We start from the raw sequence: 22,535 nt of genomic DNA on the forward strand, positions 1-22,535 counted from the left end.
CAGGTCGCCTGTTCACCGCTCCCACGTGGCTAAGGAAAGCATGCCCCTCTACACTTACCTTTATTCAGGAGGTCGTAATCGGCCCGCAACTCATTGGATTGCAGGAACGAACCAGAATGGCGACGGACGGTACGAACAATAAGGTGCTGGGCTTGGATGAGTTCCGGGAAAAAAAGCGCAGCGGCGAGAGTTTTCACCATAGCCCGGAGCTGGCCTTGCAAAGGCTGGCTAAGCTTCCGGATTCAACGCCCTTGCTGGTGGATGTCGATGACACACTGTGGCTGCGCAACAGTACGGAAATGTTTCTGGCCTCGGTGGCGCCTAAACTGCTGATCTCGATTGTGTTGCAACTGCTGGATCTGCTTCGGCCCTGGCGCTGGATAGGGGGCAAGGATCACCGCCATTACCGCGATTTGATTCGCATCAGGGTGGTGTTGTTTTTGGCGCCCTGGGCCAAAATTCAGTGGCAGAAGCAGGCCGTCGAGCTTGGTGGTCGTTATCTCAATAGAGAGCTATACGATCTGCTGCTGAGTCGCGATAACCCTATCTATCTGGTGAGCTACGGATTCGATTTTATTCTGACTCCCTTGTTGGAAGCCATGGGCTGCGAGTGGCCTCTGGTGGTGTCGTCCGAGGTGGGGGCGGCAATTGAGTTACGCATCAAAGGAAAGGGGGCGATGACCGTTGAAGCCCTAGGTCGGGAAACTGTGCGGCGTAGTGTGTGTGTCACAGACAGTTTGCTGGATCGCGATTTGCTGGAGAGGTGTTCGATCGGCATCCTGGTGCAGTGGCCGGAATCGATTGCCCAGCGAGCGGGACTGGATCCTATGTTGCCTTTCGTCTACCTGAAAAAGGTGAAACGGCCAACAGAAAGTTATTTCACCCGGGCGATTCTGGGGCACGATTATCTTACTTTGTTGCTGGTGTTCGCCATCGCCAATCCCTACCCCTGGCAGGCAGCGGTGTCTCTTCTGGGGTTCGTTCTGGCCTATTTCAGTGCCTATGAAGTGGGGTATTTTGAGAATGATCGCCTGGGGCTGCAATACGAGGACAAGCCAAAGGTCAGTGACAGCTATCGTTTGCTGGCAGGCGGTTTTCGGCCTTGGTTCGCCTGGATGTGGGCACTGATACTGGCGCTGCTTCCCGCCTGGCTGGCGGCTCAGGGGAGCAGTTGGTTACCCGGGGCGTTTGCGGTGCAAGGAGTGCAGGCAACCCTGTTGGTGTGGGGCGTGTTTGTGAGCTTCCTGGTGGTGGTTCGATGCGTGTTTGCCTGGTTTAACCGCATCAAAGAGACGGGTAGGGTGGTGCCGATGCTGGTACTGCAGTTGGCTCGCACGGCAGGTTACCTGTTGCTGTTTTCCACCTCCATCGTCGGGGTGCTGTTCTGTGTGTCCCACGGGCTGTCGAAGTGGTTCCCCTACGTGGTGTACCGGTTTGGCGGATCCCGTAAGGGGATGCCCAATCACCTGTTTAACTTGTTGATTCTGATCCTGTTGCTGGGGGCCGTGGCGATCAGTGGCGGCCTGGGCTGGCAGCAGTTAACCCAGTGGCATGCGCTGGTGATTCTGACCTACGCCGGCTTGCGTGGCGCCAAGGATCTGGTTGGGTTCCGGGTTCATTTGAGTCGTCTTGGCTCCGGCGGCTGATACTGAGCCGGCTGGGAATCCGCGGCTTCGTTTGGGCGTGGTGTGAGTAACCGGAAGGTTTGGTTGTAGGCATCGATGTATTTTCCCCGCGAGAAGCGGGATTCGATGTGTCGGTGGTTGGCGATAAGCCATTGGCGAAAGCCGTGCTGGTTGCTGAGCAGCGAGTCCAGGGCGTGCCGAATCTCTTCTACGTCGAGCGGATCGGCCATCACCCTGGCGGGGATGTCATCGAGGAAACCATCGATACCGGTATTGGTGGAGTGCAGGATGGGAACACCACTGAGCAGCGCTTCGACATACACCATACCGAAGGTTTCATTCACGCTGGGCATCACCATACCGGCGTATTGGGGCAGTTGGCTCAGCAGGTCCGCATTGGACAGGCCGCCGACCAGAGTGACCCGAGACTGCAACTGCTGCTGCGCTATCAGCGCCTCTGCCGCGCGATGGGATTTGTCGGTGCCGGTACCGATAACGTCGAGTTTGAGGCCGGGGTAGTTGTCCTGCAACGATTTGATGGCCTGCAGCAGTTTATCCAGCCCCTTTTTCTGGTAAACGTTTAAATCGATGATGGTAACCAGATGATCTTCTTTAAAGTCCAGGCTGGTCTGCCACTGCTTTTTGGCAACAAAGTTCGGCAGCAGGGATTGTTTGGATGGATCCAATTGAAATCGACTGTTCAGCAAAGGCTTGAACCAGGCCGACACGTAGTAGATGTGGGCCGCATCCTGCAACTGACGCCGAAAGAAGGCGTCATAGTGGGGTTTAAATCGCAAAATTTTGGCCTCGGCTTCTCCCCGCACCGATAACGCCAGCGGACATTGTCGCCACCTGGCCAGCCACCAGCCAGCAATTCCTTCAAAACTGAATTTGTGGGCGTGGACCAGATCGATCTCAAGGTTCTCTTTGGCCAGCAAACGGCGAATGCGCCAGGCTACAAGCGTCATGCTGGCGAACAGACCGATTCCCATAGGCAGTCCCCAATAGCGCATGGAAGTGACTTTTTCATCTCCTTCGCCATCACCGGCCAGAGCATTGCATTTGAACGGGTTAGCGGTTCTGCGCAGGGCGATGACCCGGTAATCCACCCGAGGGTTGGCCTGAATGAAATGGCGTACCGCCGGAGTGTTGTCAGGCCGGTTGCGGGATGGGTACTCCACAGCCAAATGCAAAACACAGCGCTTGGATACGGGTTGAAGCCGTTGTTGATTCAGTTGCAACGGAACTTGGGTCACGATTGATCCCCCAGGGCGTTATACAGGAAGGTCAGATTGCCAAGTAGGTAGCGTTTCCACATTCGCCTCGGCTCATGCATAAGCCGGTAGAGCCACTCGCTGCGCAGTGCCCGAACCCAGTCAGGGGCTCGGGTGACCTTGCCGGCAGTGAAGTCAAACAGTGCGCCGACGCCAATGCCGATGCTGGCTCCGCACTGTGGTAGGTATTGATGCAACCAGCGCTCCTGAAGAGGGTTGCCCATGGCGACAATCACCACGTTGGCACCGCTGCGTTTAATCTGCTCGCATACTTGTGGATGATCCGTGTCCGAAAGAAAGCCATGGTGAAAGCCAACCCACTGATGTTGGGGAAAGCGTTGTTGCCATAGCTCGAAACAGCGGCTGACGCTGTCATCGGTGGCACCGAGCAGGAAGATCTTAAGCCTGTGGCGGCTGTCGGTGAAAAAGCGGGGCGTAAAGTCGGTGCCGTTGAGGTTTTCGGTAAACCCCCGACCATATTTAAGCTTACTGGCCAGATCCACGCCCAGTCCATCATTGACCACCAGGCATTGGTTGAGGATGTCGCGGTAGCCGTCATCTTTGTTCGCCAGATTGATGGTGTGGGCGTTGGCGTAGGCCATGGTCAGCCGCTGGTCGTCGTCAATGGCCTGATCCAGCTGCTGAACGATGGCATCGCCGCTACGACTGTCCATTTTAACTCCCTGAATGATCCGGTGATCCCCTCCAAGAATGCGGTTATAGGCGTCGATAAACTGAGCGGCGACCTGCGGCCACGCGTAGCGGCTGGCAGCGGTCATGGCCTGTTCTCTCAGATCGTCGTAACGGGCGGTGTTCCGGTTGAGAAACTCAAAGATTCGCTGTGCGGCCTCGCCGGGCGCGTCAAAGTTAACCAGCAGTCCCAATTGGGCCCGCTCCACGATTCGCTGGAAGCTGGGAATGGGGGAGGCGATGGGGATCAGGCCTGCCGCCATCCCCTCTATCAGGGTCATACCAAAGCCTTCGTAGTTTGAGGCACTGACGATGTAGCTGTGGCGATTGATCTGCTGCTTAATCTGGTGATTACTCAAGTTAGTGAGTATCTGAACGGAATCAGTCAGAGTCAGGTGTTCGATCTGTTGCCTGAGAATCGCTTCGTTGTCATCCCAGTCTTTACCGATAATGGTCAATCTGCTCTGTGGTTGCAGCCGTCGTAACTCAGCCTGGGTCTGCAGCAGCTTGTCTAGTTGCTTGTTGTCTGAAAACCTTCCGATAAACAGCAAGGCTGGGTGTGGCTGCTTGCAGCCGGCATCGGCAAACTTGGCGATGTCTACGCCATTTTCTATCAGGGTTAGATGGCGGGCACACAGTGGGCGGAACAGCTCAAAGTCGTGGTTGCTGCAGGCAAAAACTTGTTTGTAGCCTTTGACGGCCAAGCGGCTGACTGTGGCGAAATAGAGGCGTTTCAGCCTGGCGGCGAAGTCGGTGTGGAAGAAGCCGCCATGGGTGGACATGACCAGGGGTTTACGGTGTATCCAGCGGGTAAAGGAGAGAAAATCTGCAAAGAAATCGACACCGTGGACATGAACAAGGTCGTAGGAGGACAGGTACTTCAGTACCGAGGGGGCAACGGGGTATTTGTAGCTGCCAACATAGCCAATGCGATGCACCGGAATGCCGTCGACAGTCTCAGTGTCAGCCAGGCGAGGCTGGTGACTGTGAAACAGGCGATTTAACGTTAGCACTCTGGCATCGACTCCTTGGCGTCGCTGCTCTTTAACCAGTGACTGAACAAAATTTTCCAGACCGCCTACGGCGGGGTGAAACTGCCGGACAATGTGCAGCACTCTCATCGCGTCGGCTCCCTTATTTGTACAACTCCACAGGCGGAGTATTGAGGAAAAATCGGACTTTGCCCCAGTTGGACATCATTTTCATGACATAGCGAAAACTGTGCTTTTTGCCCATGGGTCTCAGCACTACGGCTCCGAGCGCCGCTATCAGCGTCTGGGCGCATGCCTTTAAGAGTTGTAATGACTTGCCGGTGGGAGACAGCGGCGTAAAAAAAATGCTGGCATAGGTTTCTCCAATACGGGTTGCCTTTTGAAGCAGGTACCGGCGATTGAGCCGCTGGGGCTCCACCAGTTCACTGACTACGGCTTCGCGGCAGGAGACGATGACGCCGCCTTGAGTGTGAATGTCATGGAACAGGGTGGTGTCCTCGCCGCCCTGGGTGCCACGATTAACATCAAATGGCGTCTTCGGGTGCGGTAATACCGACCGCTTTACCAGAGCATTGCAGGTTGAGCCTACGTCCAGTTTAGAACCGGTCGGGGGCAGCGATTTACTGAAATAGTTGCCGGCGGAAATCCACTCGGGCGTCTGCGCCGGGTAGCGGGTGTGCACCTGGCCCATGACCGCATCGGCATCGAATTGGCGGGCGCAGGCCAGCAGGGTTGCCAGCCAGGTCGGACTGGCTTTCTCGTCGTCGTCGATGAACGCCAGCCACTGGCTGTGGGCGTTGGCCACCGAGGTATTTCTGGCCATGGAGATGTTCTTTTGTGGCTGAACCGCATAGGACACTTCTAGGTTGGTGTGTTGCTTAAACTCCTCCACCAGGTCTCTGCCGGACTCCAGCAGGTCGTTGTCGGCGACGGAGATGGACAGGCGGACATCGTCCGGCAGTTGCTGTTGCTCAAGGCTTTTCAGGGTTTCGGCAAGGTGAGGGCGGCGATAAGTGCACAGGCAGACGGTGACTGAGGTGGTCATTGCAACCTCCGGTCGGCGCAGATGCGGGCCACCGAGGTGAGCACCAACAGTTGAATGATCCACATGGAGTGGCTGCCTCTCATTAAGCTGCTTTCGGTAATATTATGGAACAAGGTGATGACCAGCAGGATCCAAAACAGGAAAAAAAGCAGCGGGTGAGTGGATTGTATCTGCCCGGACTGGCGGGCAAACTGCACCAGCACCAACAGATAGATGGCCATTCCTATGACCCCCAGCTTGGCCAGCAGGTCCAGATAGCCATTGTGGCCCTGGTTCAGCAGGGTCAGATAACTTCTGCCGTACACCACATTGGGGGACTGCTGACCAATGCCCCAAAATGATCCATAGCCGTGGCCCAACAACCAGCGGGTATCGATGCGGTCAAGCATAAAGGCCCAGATGTAGTCTCGGCCGGTGAGCCCGGGGTCGGACATGAACTGGGCGAAAAACTCTTTGATGTGCCAGTTATAGAGGCTCAGAACAATAAAGATAGCCAGGGTCATCAGGGTGAAGGCCAATAGCATCAGTATGCCCACATTAAGCCGGGTGTTGGTGGCAACCACCTGCACACCAAATACCAGTGCCGGCACGACAAACAGCAGGGCAATGGAGGTTTTAGAGACCGAAATGACCAGAACCAGAAGCCACAGCATCAGGTAGGCACCGTTATAGAGGCGATTGATTTGGGTGGTGAACAGCTTGCGGGAGGCAATGCCAAACAGTATGGCCAGCAGGGCGATGGCCCCGAGCACATTTTTATTGCCATGAATGCCGTAGAAGAAACCGTCTTTGTCGAAGTTTCCCAGGGCCAGGGCCATCAGGTTGAAGGCCAGCGCCAGGGTGCAGATTCGATACAGAATCAGCAGTAACTGTTCCGGTCGGCGCAGGTAGCTGACGCCGGCAAACACCGAACCGATCACAAACACCAGCATCACCGAACGCCGAAAGGCGATGTTGGGAGCCAGTGCCCAGGTGACGCTGGCAAACGCCAGCAGGCAGATGACCACCAGTGGCCACTGTGCCACAACGATGCGTTTTGCCCGCTGGGGATCCCTGAGAATCGTGTAGCCAGCCAGGCCGATCATCGCCACCCAGAACAGTTGGTTGATCAGGTTGCCGGATGAGGTGCTGGCGGCGTGATCTTTCACCTCCATGTCCACCAGGTGAGTGGCCGCCTCCATATTGGGAGACAACACATCGAAACTGGAAGCGCACACCAGGGTGATGATGGCGATGGCCACCAGGTTATTGATGGTGTATTGCCCGGTGTCGTCCGCCACGAACCAGTTTAATAGCCGCCGTACCATCCTCATCGCTCCGGCAACCATCTGGGTTGAAGTTGTGGCGCAAACAGCACCAAAATGTAGCTAAAGGCGACAAGCTCGCCGAAGATGACCGTAAATATAACCCAGCTAGAGGCCTGGGCTAGCGCCAGGGCGGTCAGAATTCCCAGCGACAGTGATGCTCCCCAAATGGTCGCCATGGCCAACGGTTTGAAACGGTTTTGTGCCTGAATGGCGGCGCTGTAGGTGGATCGAAGGTGGAACAGCAAGGTGGCGATGGCCCATTGTGCGACCACAAAGCCGATGCCGGGATACTGGTCACCGAACAGTTGCGGTTGCAACCAGGGCCACAGCAGCCACAACAGCACGCCAAACACCAGATTGAACAGAAGAAATCCCAAGGCACCCTGATTGGTGAGAGTCTGGAACTGCTGTTTTTCTCCCTGGGCGTGCAGTTTGGCCAGGGTCGGTTTGGCAATGCGGGTCCAGGCCGAAGTGATGATGTTCAGTGGCCCGAAAAAGACCCGACCGGCCTGAATGAAGCCGACCACCGTAGGCCCAAAGGCCATGCCGACGATAAAGATGTAGCCACGGTTTTGCAGCTCGGTGGTGATAACCCCCACCAGTGACCAGCGGGATTGATCCCAGATAGGCGCATAGTGTCCGGGCAGCTTCGACCAGCGGGTCAGGGCGAACAGAGGAAACTCCTTTTTGAGCAGATAGACCATCCCCAGAAGCTGACTCAGGCTCAGAAACCACAACAGGTGTTCCAGAGAGAACTGACTCAATGGGTGTTGATATTGCCAGATCCCCACCAACGTCATGAAAACGATTACGAACAGCAGATCGGCGATCAGCACCGGCAGCAGTATCAGTTCGGAGGACCAGCGGCATCGCAGAAATTCGCGCAGCAACCGGGTGGCGAAAAAAGCGGTAATGGCGAGATTGCCGGAGTAGTCCTGGTGCAAAAACGGCAGCTGTAGCAGGCCGTAGCAAATCAGGGTCAGAGTGACGACAAACAGGCCGTTACCCAGGGACAGGGTGCTGCGCAGGTGATTGGGATTGTCGGAGGCCGGCACCAGCACCGAGTAGGGGGTGTTGATAAGGGCATTTTGCAGGCTGATGAGCACAAAGCTGAGCATAAAGATAATGGAGTAGACCCCGAACTCGGCCGGTTGCCACAGTTTTATCAGCGCCAGATTTAGGGCAAAGTTAAAGGCACTGAGTAACCCTTGATCAACAGTGGAAACGATCACCTGTGTTTTCAACTGCCGCCCCTCAACAACCCTTGTCAGGGTGATGCAACCCTGTGCAAACTCAAATGCCTGATTTTTTAGCTTAGACCCTGATGCTCTATCTTGCTCCGTAAAATGCCAAAGAGGCCTTCGAGTTTGCTATGTGCTGCTATTCTTTAGGTTTTGGATTGTTCAGGGCCGGGTGAAAGCCGAGCCCTGCAGGGCGGAATTTACTATGGTCAGTATTGTCCCGGTCATTCTTGCAGGCGGCTCAGGCACTCGCCTATGGCCTCTCTCCAGAACATTGTTCCCTAAGCAGTTTTTGCCTCTCGCCGGTGAGGACTCCATGTTGCAGGACACGGTAAATCGCCTGAGCGGCATCGACACCGCAGGGCCGATCGTGATCTGCAATGAAGACCACCGTTTTATTGTGGCCGAGCAGATGCGGGCCTTGCAGGTAGACGCACGGATTGTGTTGGAGCCGGTGGGGCGTAATACCGCTCCGGCCGCGGCGCTGGCGGCTTTACTCTGCCAGAGTGCCGATGACCCGCTGCTGCTGCTGCTGGCCGCCGACCATGTTATCGAAGACCCGGAGTCCTTTGTGAATGTGTTATCGGAGGCTGTGCCCCTGGCGGAATCGGGGAAACTGGTGACCTTCGGTGTGGTGCCCCACTGCCCCCATACCGGTTATGGCTACATTCGCCGGGGGGCGACCAGTGGCGCCGGCTTTGAGGTCAGTGAGTTTGTGGAAAAACCCAATGCCGATGCCGCGCAAAGGTACCTGGATTCAGGCCAATTCTACTGGAATAGCGGCATGTTTCTGTTTCGGGCCAGCCGATACCTGCAGGAGCTGGAGTGCCACCGGCCTGAGATGGTCAGGGCCTGCCGTCAGGCGGTGTCGGACGTCCATGAGGATCTGGATTTTATTCGGGTGGATGAACAGGCGTTTACCGCCTGTCCGGAGGAGTCCATTGACTATGCGGTGATGGAGCACACCGACGATGCGGTGGTAATGGCCCTGGATGCCGGCTGGGATGACATTGGCTCCTGGTCGGCGCTGTGGCAGGTGGGGGACAAGGACCACAACGGCAACGCGATTCGAGCCGATGCCGTGACTCATGATACCCACAACTGCTTGATTCAGGGTGAAGACAGGCTAATTGCCACCGTGGGCCTGGACGATATGGTGATCGTGGATACCCAGGACGTGGTGCTGGTCGCCGAGCGAGGCCGGGCTCAGGAGGTCAAGCACATTGTCGAGAAACTGAAAGGGGATGAGCGTTCTGAGATTCAGGTGCACCGTAAGGTGTATCGCCCCTGGGGCTATTACGATTCCATCGACTTCGGTCAGCGCTATCAGGTCAAACACATTACGGTTAAGCCTGGTGCCAAGCTCAGTGTCCAGATGCATCATCACCGCGCCGAGCATTGGGTAGTGGTGTCGGGAACTGCCAGGGTGACGAATGGGGAACGCACGTTTTTCGTTACCGAAAACGAGTCCACCTATATTCCTATTGGGGTGGTTCATGCCCTGGAAAACCCCGGAATGGTGCCGCTGGAGCTGATTGAAGTGCAGTCGGGTACCTACCTGGAGGAGGACGATATCGTTCGCTTCGATGATAAGTATGGACGGGCTTGATGATGGAAAGATTAACCTGTTTTAAATCTTACGACATTCGCGGCCAGTTGGGCACCGAACTCAATGAAGCGGTGGCCTATCGCATTGGTCGTGCTTATGCCGAGTTTTTGAAGCCGACCTGTGTGGTGGTGGGCGCCGACGTTCGGCCCACATCAGAGGGGCTGAAGCAGGCGCTCGCCAGAGGGTTGATGGACAGCGGTGTCGATGTGGTCGATATCGGCATGGTGGGTACCGAGGAGATCTATTTTGCCACCCGCTACCTGCAGGTCGATGGGGGTATCGAAGTGACCGCCTCTCATAACCCCATCGATTTTAACGGCATGAAATTGGTGAGGGAGGAGAGCAAGCCGATCTCCGGTGACTCAGGCCTCAACGCCATCCGTGAGTTGGCGGAGTGCAACCAGTTTGCGCCACCCTCGGCGGAGACCCAGGGCGAGTATCATTATCGGAACCTGTTGCCGGAGTATGTCCAGCACCTGATGACCTATATCAATCCGGCTAACCTGCCGCCACTGAAGTTGGTGGTAAACGCCGGCAACGGCGCTGCCGGCCATGTGATCGATGCCATCGAACAGGTGTTGGGCAGGCAGGGGGTTCCGGTGGAGTTTATTAAGATCCACCACCAGCCCGATGGCAGCTTTCCCCACGGCATTCCCAATCCGTTGCTGCCCGAGTGCCGGGCCGATACCCGTCAGGCCGTGATTGAGCACCAGGCCGACATGGGTATCGCCTGGGATGGCGATTTTGACCGCTGTTTCCTGTTCGATGAGCGTGGGGAGTTTATCGAAGGCTATTACATCGTTGGCCTGCTGGCCCAGGCGTTTCTGGATAAGCATCCCGGGGCCAAGGTTATCCATGACCCCCGGCTTATCTGGAATACCCTGCAGATTGTCCAGGGGGCGCAGGGGCAGCCTGTGATGTCAAAGACCGGTCATGCGTTCATTAAAGAGCGGATGCGCAAAGAGGATGCCATCTATGGTGGCGAGATGAGTGCCCATCACTATTTTCGCGATTTTGGTTACTGTGACAGCGGCATGATCCCCTGGTTGCTGGTGGCCGAGTTGATGGGGATGGCGCGTCAGCCATTGTCGCAGATGGTGGCGGAGCGCATCGCGGCGTTTCCCTCCTCCGGCGAGATCAACTTCCGTTTGTCGTCTCCAGGAGAGGCCATTGAGCGGGTTGTCACCGAACTGACCCCCTTTGCCAGCAAGGTGGATCATACCGATGGCATCAGCATGGACTTCAGTGATGGTGACGGTGAGTGGCGATTCAACCTGCGCTCCTCCAACACCGAGCCGGTGGTGCGTCTGAATGTGGAAGCCCGGGGAGACCAGGCGTTGATGCGGCGTCAGACCCAGGTATTGGTGCGGCTGTTGCAGGTGTCGTGACCCAATAAAGTGGGCAGTGGCATCAACCTCACCCCAGTGATGTTTGGGAGAGATAACCCAGAAAATTGGAATTTAATGGTTGGAGCTGTCGAAATTTAAGGGGGAGACCTTTTCAATGTCGCTGTTTCATATCCGTTATTTGTTGACTTGATTTTCGAATCTTGAACTACGCTTTAGAAAACCGAAGCGTACGAATTAGGGACAGCAATCATAACAGGTCGGTACTGAGGCAGGGATGAGCCTCAAAGCTGGGCGATGAGCGATCAGCGAAAGAGGCGTTATGTCGCGGACATCACAGGAGCAGCAAGGATTCATCCATTCCCGCTTCCACGGTTTTGCCGTGTTGTTTCGGCTGGCGGATATCGCCATTGTCCAGGTCTCCATGCAGGTGGCGCTGTGGTTCAGTGGTAAGGATCTGGGCAGTAACGAGATGTTGGTCGCGATCCTGGCAACCCTCGGCTTTATGTTTTTTGCCGAGTCCATGGCCCTGTATCGCTCCTGGCGGTCGACCCGACTGGCGGAGTTGTTGTTGACCAACTGGCTCAGTTGGGTTCTGGCTTCGATGTTTTTGCTGATCTGTGCCTACTTTATGCCCAACAAAGTGGTCATTGATCGGCAGACCATGTTGATTTGGGGCGTGCTGGGCATTGTGATGTTTGGCCTGTTCCGGCTGGTATGCCGCCATCTGATCTTTTCGTTACGGCGGCGTGGGTTTAACACCCAGACCGCCGCGATTCTGGGGATCACCGAGTCTGGAATGGCGCTGGCCCGCAACCTGGAAGAGAACCCCCAACTGGGGATCCGGTTGATTGGTTTTTTTGATGACCGGGCGCCGGAACGGATTGAGATGGAAGAGGATCACGGGCCGGCGCTGCTGGGGTGTGTCGACCAGGCCATTAAACTGGCGCGCAGCAACGCGGTCGACATTTTGTACATCGCCATGCCGATGCGGGCCGAAGAGCGTATTACCGAGATTCTGATGTTGTGCGCAGACAGTACGGCGGCGGTGCACATCATTCCTGATTTCTTTGTATATAACCTGCTGCATGCCCGTTGGCATGAGGTGGGTGACATCCAGTCCTTGAGTGTGTATGACTCGCCGTTGGACGGCTTGGCAAGCTGGGTTAAACGGGTGGAAGACATTGTGTTGTCCTGCGTGATTTTGGCTCTGGTGTCTATTCCTATGCTGTTGATATCAATGGTTATTAAATTGACCTCTGCCGGGCCTGTGCTGTTCAAACAACACCGTTATGGCCTGGATGGCCGCAAGATTATGGTGTGGAAATTTCGCACCATGAGCACCATGGAAAATGGCGGTAAGGTGGTTCAGGTTACAAAGAATGACCCTAGGGTAACCTGGTTTGGCGGCTTTTTAAGGCGCACCTCTCTGGATGAGTTGCCCCAGTTTTTCAATGTGTTGCAGGGACAGATGTCGGTGGTGGGGCCCCGGCCCCATGCGGTGGCTCATAACGAACAATACCGGTCTTTGATTAGCGGTTACATGTTGCGGCACCACATGAAGCCAGGAATTACTGGCTGGGCCCAAATCAATGGCTGGCGCGGTGAAACCGATACGCTTGAAAAGATGGAAAAGCGATTGGAGTTTGATCTTGCTTACATTCGCAATTGGTCTGTGTGGTTTGACATAAAAATTGTCTTCAAGACTGTTTTTCAGGGCTTTACTGGTTCGAACGCTTACTAGGGCTTTACTGGTTCGAACGATTACTAAGGAAGGGGAAGGGAATGAAAACGCTACTGTCCATGTTGATCGCGGGCGCTTCCTGCGTGTCGCTGTCTGCCGCCGCCAATGACTACCAACCCGCCAATGTAGAGCTGGGCAAAGGCTGGAAGTTTACACCTCAGCTCAGTGCCGGTGTGGGTTACGACGATAACACCGCCTACTCATCGGACGACGGCATCGATAGCTGGTTCTGGGAGCTGACGCCGGAGTTTCTGGTGCATGCGGGCGACGAGGTCAGTGGCTATAAGATTGGTTACCTTCTGACCGATGGCAACTACTTCTCCAGCGCTGAAGACGACTATACTGACCATCGCTTTAAGGTGGATGTGAACCATCAGTTTACCCGCCGCCATCGCATCGATTTCAATTACACCTATTTCCGCACTCATGAAGCCCGGGGCACCGGTATTACCGAGGGACGTGGTGAAAGCGTCGATTCGGTGGCCAAATTCAACCTCCATGACGCCTCAATCATCTATGGCTTCGGCGTACCCAGTGCCACCATCAATGCTGATTTTGAGCTGGGCATCTACGACAAGGATTACACCAACCTGGAGACCATCTCCCAGTTCAGAGACTACGATTCCATCCGGGCCAGAACCACCCTGTTCTGGCGCCTGGGGACCCGATCCTCGCTGCTTCTGGAGTGGAATGGCGAAGACAAGAGTTACGATCGTAACGCTGTCGGAGAAACTTCCAGGGACAGCACCGATCAGCAGTTGTTGGCGGGCTTTAAGTGGGACGCCACCAGTAAAACCTCGGGGGAGGTGAAGATCGGTTATGAAGATCGTGACTTTGAAGATGGCAGCCGGGAGGATTTCAGCGGAATGGCCTGGCAGGTAGCCATTGACTGGCTGCCCAGAACCTATTCCAAATTCACTTTAGAAAGCGGTGCCCGGGCCAAAGATCCGGATACCTTCGGTGATTATGTGGAGGAACAAACCTACGGGATTAATTGGCAGCATCAGTGGCGCCAGCGTTTCTCTACCAGCGCCCGCATTCGTTATGTAGATGAAAGCTATACTGGAATTGACCGCGATGATGAGTTACTGGAAGCGTCTGTAGGGGCAACGCAGGTGTGGCGGCGGTGGCTGTCAACGGAAATTGAGTACCGTTATGCAGAGCGGGACTCTAACATTCAACTGGTGACCTATGACAAAAACGTGTTCCTGGTATCGATGCGCGTCTCTTTGTAGAGGCTTGTTGCTGGCCATCGGCCTGGTGTGGGCTACGCAGGCGTTGGCCGCCAGTACCGATTACCGGCTCAGTTCCGGAGATATGATCTCCATCCACGTTTATGGAGAGGAAGATCTGACACTGGAGACCCGCCTGGGGGAGTCCGGGGTGATCAACTATCCCTACCTGGGCATGATTCGGGTCAAGGGGCTGAGTGTGGCTGAGCTGGAGCGCAAGCTGGTTACCGGTTTAAAGGGCGACTATCTCATCAACCCCAGTGTACATGTCAGCATCCTTGAGTACCGGCCTTTTTATATCTATGGCGAGGTCAACAAGCCGGGGGGATACCCCTACCAGCCGGGACTGACGGTCGAGCGGGCCGTGGCCCTGGCCGGCGGCCTGACGGAGCGGGCCTCCAAGAGTGGTATGACCATCAATCGAAATGAATCGACGCTAAAGGTAACCATGTCCACAACGGTCTACCCGGACGACTCGATCCTGATTAAAGACAGCTTCTTTTGAGTGGTGACCGAATGTCCAACATGGCGATTCAGATGGAAAAGAACGCTTTTTCTCAAGAGAAGGATATTGATCTGGCCCAGTACGTTCATGTGCTGTGGCGATACAAATGGCGAATCTTGCTGTTCTCGGGGTTTGTGACCTCGGTGGTGGTGGCCATTTTGTTGAATGTGTCACCGTCCTACCTGGCGGGAGCCAGGTTGTTGATTGAATCCGAGCAGGCCAAAGCGGTTTCCATCGAGGACGTCTATGGGTTGGATTCCTCCAAGGATGAGTACCTCCAGACCCAATTTGAGATCATTAAATCCCGTAAACTGGCGGAGCGGGCGATAGAGCGGATGGATCTGGTTCGTCACCCTGAATTTGTGGTGCATGAGCGTCCCCCCTGGCTGCAGAAACTGCTCTCCTATGTACCCACGGCGCCGGCCCAGGATCCCATGGAGGTAGTCACAGACTGGCTCCACTGGCTGCCGGTGGATCTCAGCCCGAAGCCGGTGGATGAAGCTCAACAACTGGCCACGCAACGGATACTGCTGCTCAATGAGTTTCGTAAGCGGCTGGTCGTGGCGCCGGTAGCCAATACACAGCTGGTGGACATCGGTTTCTATGCCCATGACCCCAACCTGGCGGCCCAGGTGGCCAACACCATGGGCGAGATCTACATCGAAAACCACCTGGACGCCAAGCTGGCCGTGACCCGAAAGGCGTCGGAGTGGCTCAGTGCCCGGCTCGATGAACTGTTGGTGGGGTTGCGGCTGTCCGAGGAGCGATTGCAGAGCTTTAGGGAGCGGGAGGGGTTGCTCGACATCGATGGCACCGTCGGCCTGGTCAGTAAAGAGATGACGGAGTTGTCGGAGCAGCTGTCGCTGGCCCGTCAGCGCCGGGATGAGGCCAAATCGTTGCTGGATCTGGTGCGTCGTAAGGGCAGCAGCAACTTCGACAGCTTAGATGGTTTGGCGGAGATCAGTGGTCATCGCATGATACAGGAGGTGCGTAAGTCGGAGGTGGTTGCCGCGGCCAACGTGGCCGAGTTGTCCAAGCGCTATGGCCCCAAGCACAGCAAGATGATTGCCGCCAAAGCCCAGCTGGCAGACGTTCGCGCCAGCATGCGCGGACAGGTAAAGAAGCTGGTGAATGGTATTGAACAGGAGTATCAGACCGTTGCTGCCAATGCTGAGGCGTTGGAAAAACAGATGGCAGCGGTCAAGGACAAGTATCAGGAGCAGAGCCGGGTTGAGGTGGAGTATCGGGAGATGCAACGGGAGGTGGAATCCAACCGTCGTATCTACGAAACCTTCCTTAACCGAATGAAGGAAACCGGAGCGGTGGCGGACTTTAATGCCGCCCACGCCCGCTTTACCGACTACGCCACCCCGCCCCTTTATCCTTCCAAACCCAATAAGAAAGCGATTGCCGTAGGGGCACTGGTGATGTCGCTGATCATCGCCTGCCTGGTGTCGCTGGTTCATAACGTCATCACCGATACCATTACGGCGGGTGACCAGGTTGAAAGCAAACTGTCCAGCAAACTGCTTGGGGTGATTCCGTTGCAAAAGCACCGTGGCCGTCTGGATCCGGAGCACTTCTTTACCAAGGAGGCCAGCAGCTTTGCCGAAGCCTGGCGCACGGTCCGAACGGGGTATCTGTTGTCCCATCTGGAAGATGGAGCCCATACCCTGTGCATCACCTCGACGGTACCGGGGGAGGGGAAAACCACCTCGTCATACAACTTTTCTTTGGCTTTGTCCCAGTTGGAAAAGGTGCTGTTGATCGAGGCGGATCTGCGTAAGCCGGTGATGGGCGGCATGCTTAACCTGCCCAACTACCAACCGGGGTTGTCGAATCTGATCACCGGTACCCATAAGTTGTCGGATTGTCTGTTCCAGGTACCGGATACCCAGCTGTACGTGATGGTGGCCGGTACTCCGGTCTCCAATCCGCTGGAGCTGATTGCATCGCAGGCGTTCAAGCAGATGCTGGAGAAACTCAAGCCTCAATTTGACCGTATCATCGTCGATACCGCGCCGGTGGATGTGGTCAGTGATGCCCTGGTGATTTCACGCCGGGTCGACTCCACCCTGTACGTGGTGAAGTGCGGTAAGGCTCGACGCGATCTGATTAATCGTTCACTGGCCCGGTTGTTTACCGCCCAGGCCAGGGTCGACGGGGTGGTTCTCAATGCGGTGCCCAAAGACCTGGCCACCTATAAACGCTATCAAAGCTATTACGGCACCGGGAGTGATAACGGATGATTGATCTTCACTGCCACATGTTGCCAGGTGTGGATGACGGTGCCCGGGATATGGATGAGGCACTGAAGATGGCGCAAATGGCCTGGGAGGAGGGCATTACCCATGTGGTGATGACGCCCCACATTCATCTGCGTCGCTACCCGAACAGTCTGGACAGTCTGAAAGAGCCGTTTCAGGCTTTGCAGCTGGCGTTGCGGGCCAACGACTGCCCGCTGCAAATCGCCCTGGCGTCCGAGGTGAGAATGGCGCCGGAGTTGTTGCTCAACGACGCCTGGAAATCTCTGCCCAGCCTGGGAACCTGTTCCCGCGGGCGTCGTGTGTTGCTGTTGGAGATGCCTTACAGTCACGTGCCGGCCGGCACCGAACAGCTGCTGCGGTGGCTGCTGGGGCAGGGGGTGCTGCCGGTGATTGCCCATCCGGAGCGCAATCGGGAGATCATGGCCCATCCTCCGCTGGCCCTGAGCCTGAAAGCGACCGGGGCCTATTTGCAGGGGACGGTCGGCGCCTTTGTGGGGGAGTTTGGGGATACCGTGAAGCGGGTCGCCTGGGAGGTGTTGGATAAGGGCGGCTATTGGTATCTGGCCACTGACAGTCATCGCATCGATAAACGGCCGCCAAGAGTGACTGAAGCCCTGGAGCGCCTGCGACAAAACTGCGGTGAGGCGCTGGTGACCGAGATGACCCATACCCGGCCCTGGAGCCTGGTCCAGAACCGGTTCAGTCAGTAACCGGTCATCTCGATAAACCCCACTCCCTGCAGACTGCCGTCGGCCTGTACCGGGCCTTCCCAATAGGGAATGCTCAGTCGGTTGCGCTGGTCTGCCAACCGGGTTTCAATGCGGCCGCTGAGTTGGTGTTCTGGCAGGCTTAGCTGCCAGCCCACCGGGTAGCGAACGCCGTCCAGTGTCGACCAGGTATCGGCTTTCCAGCGAATCTGCTCCCCTTTTAACGGCGTCACCGCCCCCTGGGCATCGATTAGGCTGCCGGAAAAGTAATCCCCCAACTGCGGACTTCTCATGCGAAACACCATCAGGGCCCGGCCATCCTCCAGATGCAGTGACAGCCAGTCCCAACCCTGATAGTCACTGGCCATCAATTGACTGGACCACTCCCTGTCCATCCAGGCCTGGCCACTGAGCGTCAGTGCCGATGTCTGGCCTTCGGGCACAAATTGTCCCCGGGCAGACAGGTGCGGCAGGCTGTAGTAGTGAGAGGCGTGGTCGGGGTTGGGGGTTTTCTGGCTGAAGCCGTCACGGCCATGCAGCACCAGTGGGCTGTCAGACAGGGTCAGGGTCAGTTCACCCAGGGTGCTGTCGGCGGTTAGCTGCAACGGCAGAAAATCGGTGCCGGTTGAGGCCAGTTGCCAGTGATCCAGCCAGGCAGAGAAGGGCGTGGCCCGGACTCCGGCCTGGCCACTGCCGCCTCTGGCCCAGCGCTCGATGGCCTGGTGGCGGCCCTGATACTCGATAGCCAGGTGGCTGAACCACAGCTGGCCGTCATTCCAGTCGGTGTCGGTGGCTGTTGAGACCTTACTGCGGAACAGGGTCCACTGCAGCCCCAAAGGTTGCCCCTGAGCGTCCTGTAGATTGGCGGTCAGGTACCACCACTCCAGACCGTATTCGGGGTGGGCGCCGTGATCCTTCGGAAAGGTCAGTCGGTAATTCGGTTTCACTTGCTGCAGTTGTGGGTGCAGCGACTGGTGCCAGGTAAGGCCCTGACTTGGCGGCGGGGCGTCGGGCTGGCACGCGGTCAGCATCAGGGCCAGCATTGTCAGTAGGTAGCGTGTCATCAGGTGACCCCCCTCAGCAGCTTGGAGATTGGGCTGTTGGACAGACGCCATAGTGGCCACAGGGCGGCCAAGATCAGCGCCAGCAACAGGCTGGCCAGCAGCCCGGGCCAATCACCCATCAGCCAGTGGACCGGCATGGTCCAGCCAAAGGCCACCCGATTAACCAGTTGCAGCAGCAGGTAACCAAGGCCAACGCCCAGGGGCAGGGCAACCACCAGAGCAAATACGGCGATCAGCAGCAACTGGGCAAGTTGTGCCAGCAGTAACTGGCTGCGGCCGACACCCAATGCCATCAGGGTAGCCAGTTGGTTGAGGCGATGGTGTTCTACCGATGACAGCGACGCAAATAACCCCACTGCGGCCACCATCAGGGTCAGTACGTTCAGTGCCGTGGTCACGGCAAAGGTCTGGTGGAACATGGTGGTGGCGATGGCGCGAATGTTCTTGCGCTGAATCACCTGTGACGGCGACAGCCAATGTAACAATCGCTGGTACACCGCATCGGTCTGTCCCGGCTGCACGATCAGGCTGTAGCCAGCAAAGGGGACGTCGCCGAGTTGGCGTTGCATCATGGTTGGACTGATGAAGCTCTGCGCATTGAGGTTGCCATAGTCGTAGAACACTCCGACCACCCGGCACTCGAACGCAGGGTGGCCGCTGTCGTCTATGGTGATGGCCTGGCCCAGCGTCAGCCCGGCCATCAGTTCGCTGCGCTCATTGATCAGGCAACCTTCCTGAAACAACTGAGCCTGCCATTGAGGCAGCGCCGCTTTTAGCGGCAGGTGACCGTAGTGATCGCCGCTGCCGCCCAGGCTGGCAATGCTGCCGGGCACGCTGGCAATGCGCGCCCGCTGGTGCTGAAACGGCGTAATTCGGGTGATCTCCGGCATCTGATTCAGGCGCTGCAGCCACAGCGGATGCTGGCCTGGTGGTGGCCGGATATAGAGGTCGGCGCTGAGCCTCTGGTTCAGATAGCCGGTCAGTGCCAGTTCAAAGCTACCGACTACCATGCGCATCCCCACGGCGGCCGCAAGCGCCAGCATGATGGCTATCATGGCCACCCGGGTGGTGCGCTGCTGCTCATCAAGGTCGGCCATGATCCAGCGACCCATGACTCCGGGCAGTGGCACGGAGGCGACGGCGCGACAGCAATTCTGCAACCAGTACGGGGTAATGGCGGCTCCGGCGAACAGCAACACTCCGCACAAGGACAGGGCGGTGGCGGTGGTGGTGACCCGGGGAGCCAGTACCAGCAGGGCCAGCAGCAGCGCCAGCCCCAGTCCCAGCAGCCATCGGCCCTGCTGCTGTTGACGGAGTTGACGGCTTCGTATGCCGAGACTCAGCGCAACTTTGGGATCGAAATAGAGCGATACCAGCACCAGGGTTACGGCGCCGAAGGTCACTAATGCAGACAGCTGCATTGGCAGCCACAAGCTTTGGACGCTGAGCTGGTCCTCAAAGCCGTACAGGGAAGCCAGAGTCATCTGCACCTGAGGGATCCAGGCGCTGGCGAAATAACTGCCCAATACGGCACTGATGGGTACCGCCAGCACACCGACCAGCATCAGCTCAATGATCACGGCGGTCATGATGGCTCGTTGACTCACCCCCAGGCTTCTAAGCTGGGCGATGAGTGGCGCCCGTTGACTCAAGCTGAAGCGCAGGGCGTTGAACGCGAGAAACAGGGACACCGCCAGGGCCATCAGTGCCAAAGCGGTCAGGTTCAGGTGAAACGACTGAGACAGCTGGCCAAATTGGGTGGCTTCGCCTTGTGCCTTTAGAACCGCATTGGCCGGTAACTGCTGGCTAAGCGTGGTTCGGGTCGTGGCCGTCAGGGTCGGCAGAGTCAGGTAGCTGACGCGATCCCGGCTGCCGGTCAGGCTGGCGACGTCGGCGATGTCCATCAGTATCCAGGGGCCGAGATCGGCAATCAGGGCGATGGGGCCGATCTTGTCACCGCTGTCGAGAAGAATGTGTGCCCCCGGCTTCCAGCCCCTGCTGCTGGCAAACTGGCGGTCAATCCAGGCCCGAGGTTGTGCCTTTTTCGGAGCGTCGGTGGCTTCCAGCCTGGCCAGAAACGCCAGTGGGTCGACGCCGCGAATCAGCAGCGGTCGCTGTTGCTCATCGATGAGTTTGGCGTTCAGAATCGGATTGGCGTCGATGCCCTGTCGTCGCAGTGATACCCACAGGGACTGTGGTAAGTAGCCTTCCCGCTGTCTCGGTTCAATTTGCCAGCCGGCGCCGGCCCGGGCCTGTTGCTCGCTGAGGGCGTAACGGGCTTTGGCCTCCTGGTTAATGGTTTCCACCCCGACCATCAGGCTGGCACCCAACACCAGGCCCAGCAGCAGAAACACCAACTGCCAGGGGTGGCGGCGATAGTGGCAGCTCAGGGTGATCTGGGCCCAGCGCCATTCAATCATGCAACCGGCCTTCGCGCAGGTGCAGGGTTCGCTCCAGAGTTGCCGCAACCCGGCGTGAGTGGGTGACCATCACCAGCGTTAGTCCCAGTTGGCGGGTTAACTGGGCAAACAGCGCCATGACCTCGTCGCCGGTATGCTCATCGAGATTGCCGGTGGGCTCGTCCGCCAGAATCAGTTTAGGGTGATGGGCCAGGGCGCGGGCGATGGCGACCCGTTGCTGTTCACCGCCGGATAACTGGTCTGGATACAGCTCCCATAGGGGTATCAGCCCCAGAGGCCCGGCTATGGTGTCGATTACGCCCTGTTCGTCATTGAGGTGATTGAGGCGGTGCTGAAACAGCACGTTGTCGGCGACGGTCAGTGTGGGTAACAGGTTGAACTGCTGGAATACCAGCCCGATGCGCTTGCGGTATTGGCACAGCTGGGCGGCCGTGCGGCCCTCCAGGGTGTCTCCGTTTACTTCTATGTGACCGCTGTCCGGACGCTCCAGTCCGGCGATAAGGTGCAGTAGGGTCGACTTTCCTGCACCACTCTCACCCATGATGGCCACCCGTTCGCCACGGCTCACCTTCAGGTCGCAGTGATCTAAAATCTGCCGCTGGCTGCGCCCCTGGGTACGAAACAGGTTGACCTGGTGTACCTTGATCATTGCGAACCTCCTTGGCCTAGGTTACCCATAATATAGATAAAAAAACTGTTTAATTCATGAAGTTAATACGTATCCCCCTGGAATTGGATTGTTCGGATATAACGTTTTTCAAAAGGCCATTCCTCGGTTTTACGGCCGGTATGGGCGGGTGGGGCAGGTTAAAGTTTGACCAGTGGCAGGGAGGCAAGCCAGTCGTAGTGGGGGATTAGCCCATTTCAACAGATGATGCCAACCGATTCGAGTCACCCGTGAGTGCGTTAAGAGTTGCTGGAATTATTGCGGACGCTTTAACACAATGTAACCGGTTTTAATGGACGATGGACGTCGAACCCGGAGTAAAGGTCGAATGAATCCACACAGTATTAAGATGGGTATCACGCCGGGGACGGGAGTGCACAGAGAGCGTGCCTTGGAGGCGAGGGATGAGTGAGTTTAATAATACTTACAATCGGGCAGTCTGGTTTGATATACCGGTGGCCGATCTGGATAGGGCGGCGGCGTTTTATTCGCGGGTAATGAACGTCGGCGTCAGCTTTGAGGAGCAGGACGGGTTTCGGTTTGCGGTGCTGGCCCATGAGTTCGGTAACGGCGGTTGCCTGGTGGTGGACGAGGTTCGCATCAGCAGCCAACAGGGGCCGTTGGTGTATCTTAATGTGGATGGCCGCCTCGGTGAGGCACTGGATGAGGTGACGGCCATGGGGGGAACCGTACTGGAGGGCGCCCATCAGATCGGGCCCCACGGGTACCGGGCCTTGATTCTGGACAGTGAGGGCAACCGGCTGGCACTGCACTCGGGACGTACGGATATGTAGAGGCGT

The 22,535-nt window shown here is 57.0% G+C and carries 17 protein-coding genes; 9 read left to right on the plus strand and 8 right to left on the minus strand.

Annotation, left to right across the window (positions count from 1 at the left end; translation table 11 throughout):
- Positions 1-116 precede the first annotated feature (116 nt).
- Positions 117-1,646 (plus strand): HAD family hydrolase, encoded by a 1,530-nt coding sequence (locus BLT77_RS10680; RefSeq protein WP_090365258.1) that lies wholly within the window; start codon positions 117-119, stop codon positions 1,644-1,646.
- Here the strand turns inward: BLT77_RS10680 and BLT77_RS10685 are convergent.
- From BLT77_RS10685 to BLT77_RS10705, 5 genes are read right to left on the minus strand one after another with little or no spacing between them, the layout of a single operon-like run.
- On the minus strand, positions 1,616-2,881 hold the full coding sequence (locus BLT77_RS10685) for a glycosyltransferase (RefSeq protein WP_090365259.1): 1,266 nt from the start codon (positions 2,879-2,881) through the stop codon (positions 1,616-1,618). The two genes, BLT77_RS10680 and BLT77_RS10685, sit on opposite strands and share 31 nt — an antisense overlap.
- Positions 2,878-4,710, minus strand: coding sequence for a WecB/TagA/CpsF family glycosyltransferase (locus BLT77_RS10690; protein ID WP_090365260.1), 1,833 nt, complete (start codon positions 4,708-4,710; stop codon positions 2,878-2,880). Before BLT77_RS10690 ends, BLT77_RS10685 begins: the two co-directional genes overlap by 4 nt.
- A 13-nt stretch (positions 4,711-4,723) precedes the next feature.
- Positions 4,724-5,626 (minus strand): glycosyltransferase family 2 protein, encoded by a 903-nt coding sequence (locus BLT77_RS10695; protein WP_090365261.1) that lies wholly within the window; start codon positions 5,624-5,626, stop codon positions 4,724-4,726.
- Positions 5,623-6,939, minus strand: a complete 1,317-nt coding sequence (locus tag BLT77_RS10700; RefSeq protein WP_176819280.1) for an O-antigen ligase family protein — start codon at positions 6,937-6,939, stop codon at positions 5,623-5,625. Before BLT77_RS10700 ends, BLT77_RS10695 begins: the two co-directional genes overlap by 4 nt.
- On the minus strand, positions 6,936-8,177 hold the full coding sequence (locus BLT77_RS10705) for a lipopolysaccharide biosynthesis protein (protein WP_090365263.1): 1,242 nt from the start codon (positions 8,175-8,177) through the stop codon (positions 6,936-6,938). The genes BLT77_RS10700 and BLT77_RS10705 overlap by 4 nt, the downstream gene beginning before the upstream one ends.
- Before the next feature lie 202 nt (positions 8,178-8,379).
- Here BLT77_RS10705 and BLT77_RS10710 point away from each other — a divergent pair, with 202 nt between their 5' ends.
- The 7 genes from BLT77_RS10710 (at position 8,380) to BLT77_RS10740 (ending at position 17,587) form a co-directional block, all read left to right on the plus strand.
- The gene (locus BLT77_RS10710; RefSeq protein WP_090365264.1) at positions 8,380-9,783 is read left to right on the plus strand and encodes a mannose-1-phosphate guanylyltransferase/mannose-6-phosphate isomerase; all 1,404 of its coding nucleotides are present in this window, start codon (positions 8,380-8,382) and stop codon (positions 9,781-9,783) included.
- Positions 9,784-9,785: 2 nt separating this feature from the next.
- Positions 9,786-11,171: a phosphohexomutase domain-containing protein gene (locus BLT77_RS10715; protein ID WP_090365382.1), complete on the plus strand. Its 1,386-nt coding sequence runs from the start codon at positions 9,786-9,788 to the stop codon at positions 11,169-11,171.
- Between the two features lie 280 nt (positions 11,172-11,451).
- Positions 11,452-12,873: an undecaprenyl-phosphate glucose phosphotransferase gene (locus BLT77_RS10720; protein ID WP_090365265.1), complete on the plus strand. Its 1,422-nt coding sequence runs from the start codon at positions 11,452-11,454 to the stop codon at positions 12,871-12,873.
- Between the two features lie 41 nt (positions 12,874-12,914).
- Positions 12,915-14,108 (plus strand): outer membrane beta-barrel protein, encoded by a 1,194-nt coding sequence (locus tag BLT77_RS10725; RefSeq protein WP_090365266.1) that lies wholly within the window; start codon positions 12,915-12,917, stop codon positions 14,106-14,108.
- Complete coding sequence (locus BLT77_RS10730) at positions 14,065-14,610, plus strand: polysaccharide biosynthesis/export family protein (RefSeq protein WP_090365267.1); 546 nt, start codon at positions 14,065-14,067, stop codon at positions 14,608-14,610. The genes BLT77_RS10725 and BLT77_RS10730 overlap by 44 nt, the downstream gene beginning before the upstream one ends.
- 32 nt (positions 14,611-14,642) lie before the next feature.
- Positions 14,643-16,859, plus strand: coding sequence for a GumC family protein (locus BLT77_RS10735; protein WP_176819281.1), 2,217 nt, complete (start codon positions 14,643-14,645; stop codon positions 16,857-16,859).
- Positions 16,856-17,587, plus strand: a complete 732-nt coding sequence (locus BLT77_RS10740; RefSeq protein ID WP_090365269.1) for a tyrosine-protein phosphatase — start codon at positions 16,856-16,858, stop codon at positions 17,585-17,587. Before BLT77_RS10735 ends, BLT77_RS10740 begins: the two co-directional genes overlap by 4 nt.
- On the opposite strand, the gene BLT77_RS10745 is transcribed toward BLT77_RS10740, so the two are convergent.
- The 3 genes from BLT77_RS10745 to BLT77_RS10755 are packed head-to-tail and all read right to left on the minus strand — an operon-like array spanning position 17,581 to position 21,717.
- Positions 17,581-18,648 carry a lipocalin-like domain-containing protein gene (locus tag BLT77_RS10745; RefSeq protein ID WP_176819282.1) on the minus strand — a complete coding sequence of 356 codons (1,068 nt, stop codon included), beginning with the start codon at positions 18,646-18,648 and terminating at the stop codon, positions 17,581-17,583. The two genes, BLT77_RS10740 and BLT77_RS10745, sit on opposite strands and share 7 nt — an antisense overlap.
- Positions 18,648-21,068 carry an FtsX-like permease family protein gene (locus BLT77_RS10750; RefSeq protein ID WP_090365271.1) on the minus strand — a complete coding sequence of 807 codons (2,421 nt, stop codon included), beginning with the start codon at positions 21,066-21,068 and terminating at the stop codon, positions 18,648-18,650. Before BLT77_RS10750 ends, BLT77_RS10745 begins: the two co-directional genes overlap by 1 nt.
- Positions 21,061-21,717, minus strand: a complete 657-nt coding sequence (locus BLT77_RS10755; RefSeq protein ID WP_090365272.1) for an ABC transporter ATP-binding protein — start codon at positions 21,715-21,717, stop codon at positions 21,061-21,063. Before BLT77_RS10755 ends, BLT77_RS10750 begins: the two co-directional genes overlap by 8 nt.
- A 422-nt stretch (positions 21,718-22,139) precedes the next feature.
- Here BLT77_RS10755 and BLT77_RS10760 point away from each other — a divergent pair, with 422 nt between their 5' ends.
- On the plus strand, positions 22,140-22,529 hold the full coding sequence (locus BLT77_RS10760; protein ID WP_090365273.1) for a VOC family protein: 390 nt from the start codon (positions 22,140-22,142) through the stop codon (positions 22,527-22,529).
- Positions 22,530-22,535: the final 6 nt, after the last annotated feature.

The sequence above is a fragment of the Ferrimonas sediminum genome (assembly GCF_900100175.1).
Classification (GTDB): Bacteria; Pseudomonadota; Gammaproteobacteria; order Enterobacterales; family Shewanellaceae; genus Ferrimonas; species Ferrimonas sediminum.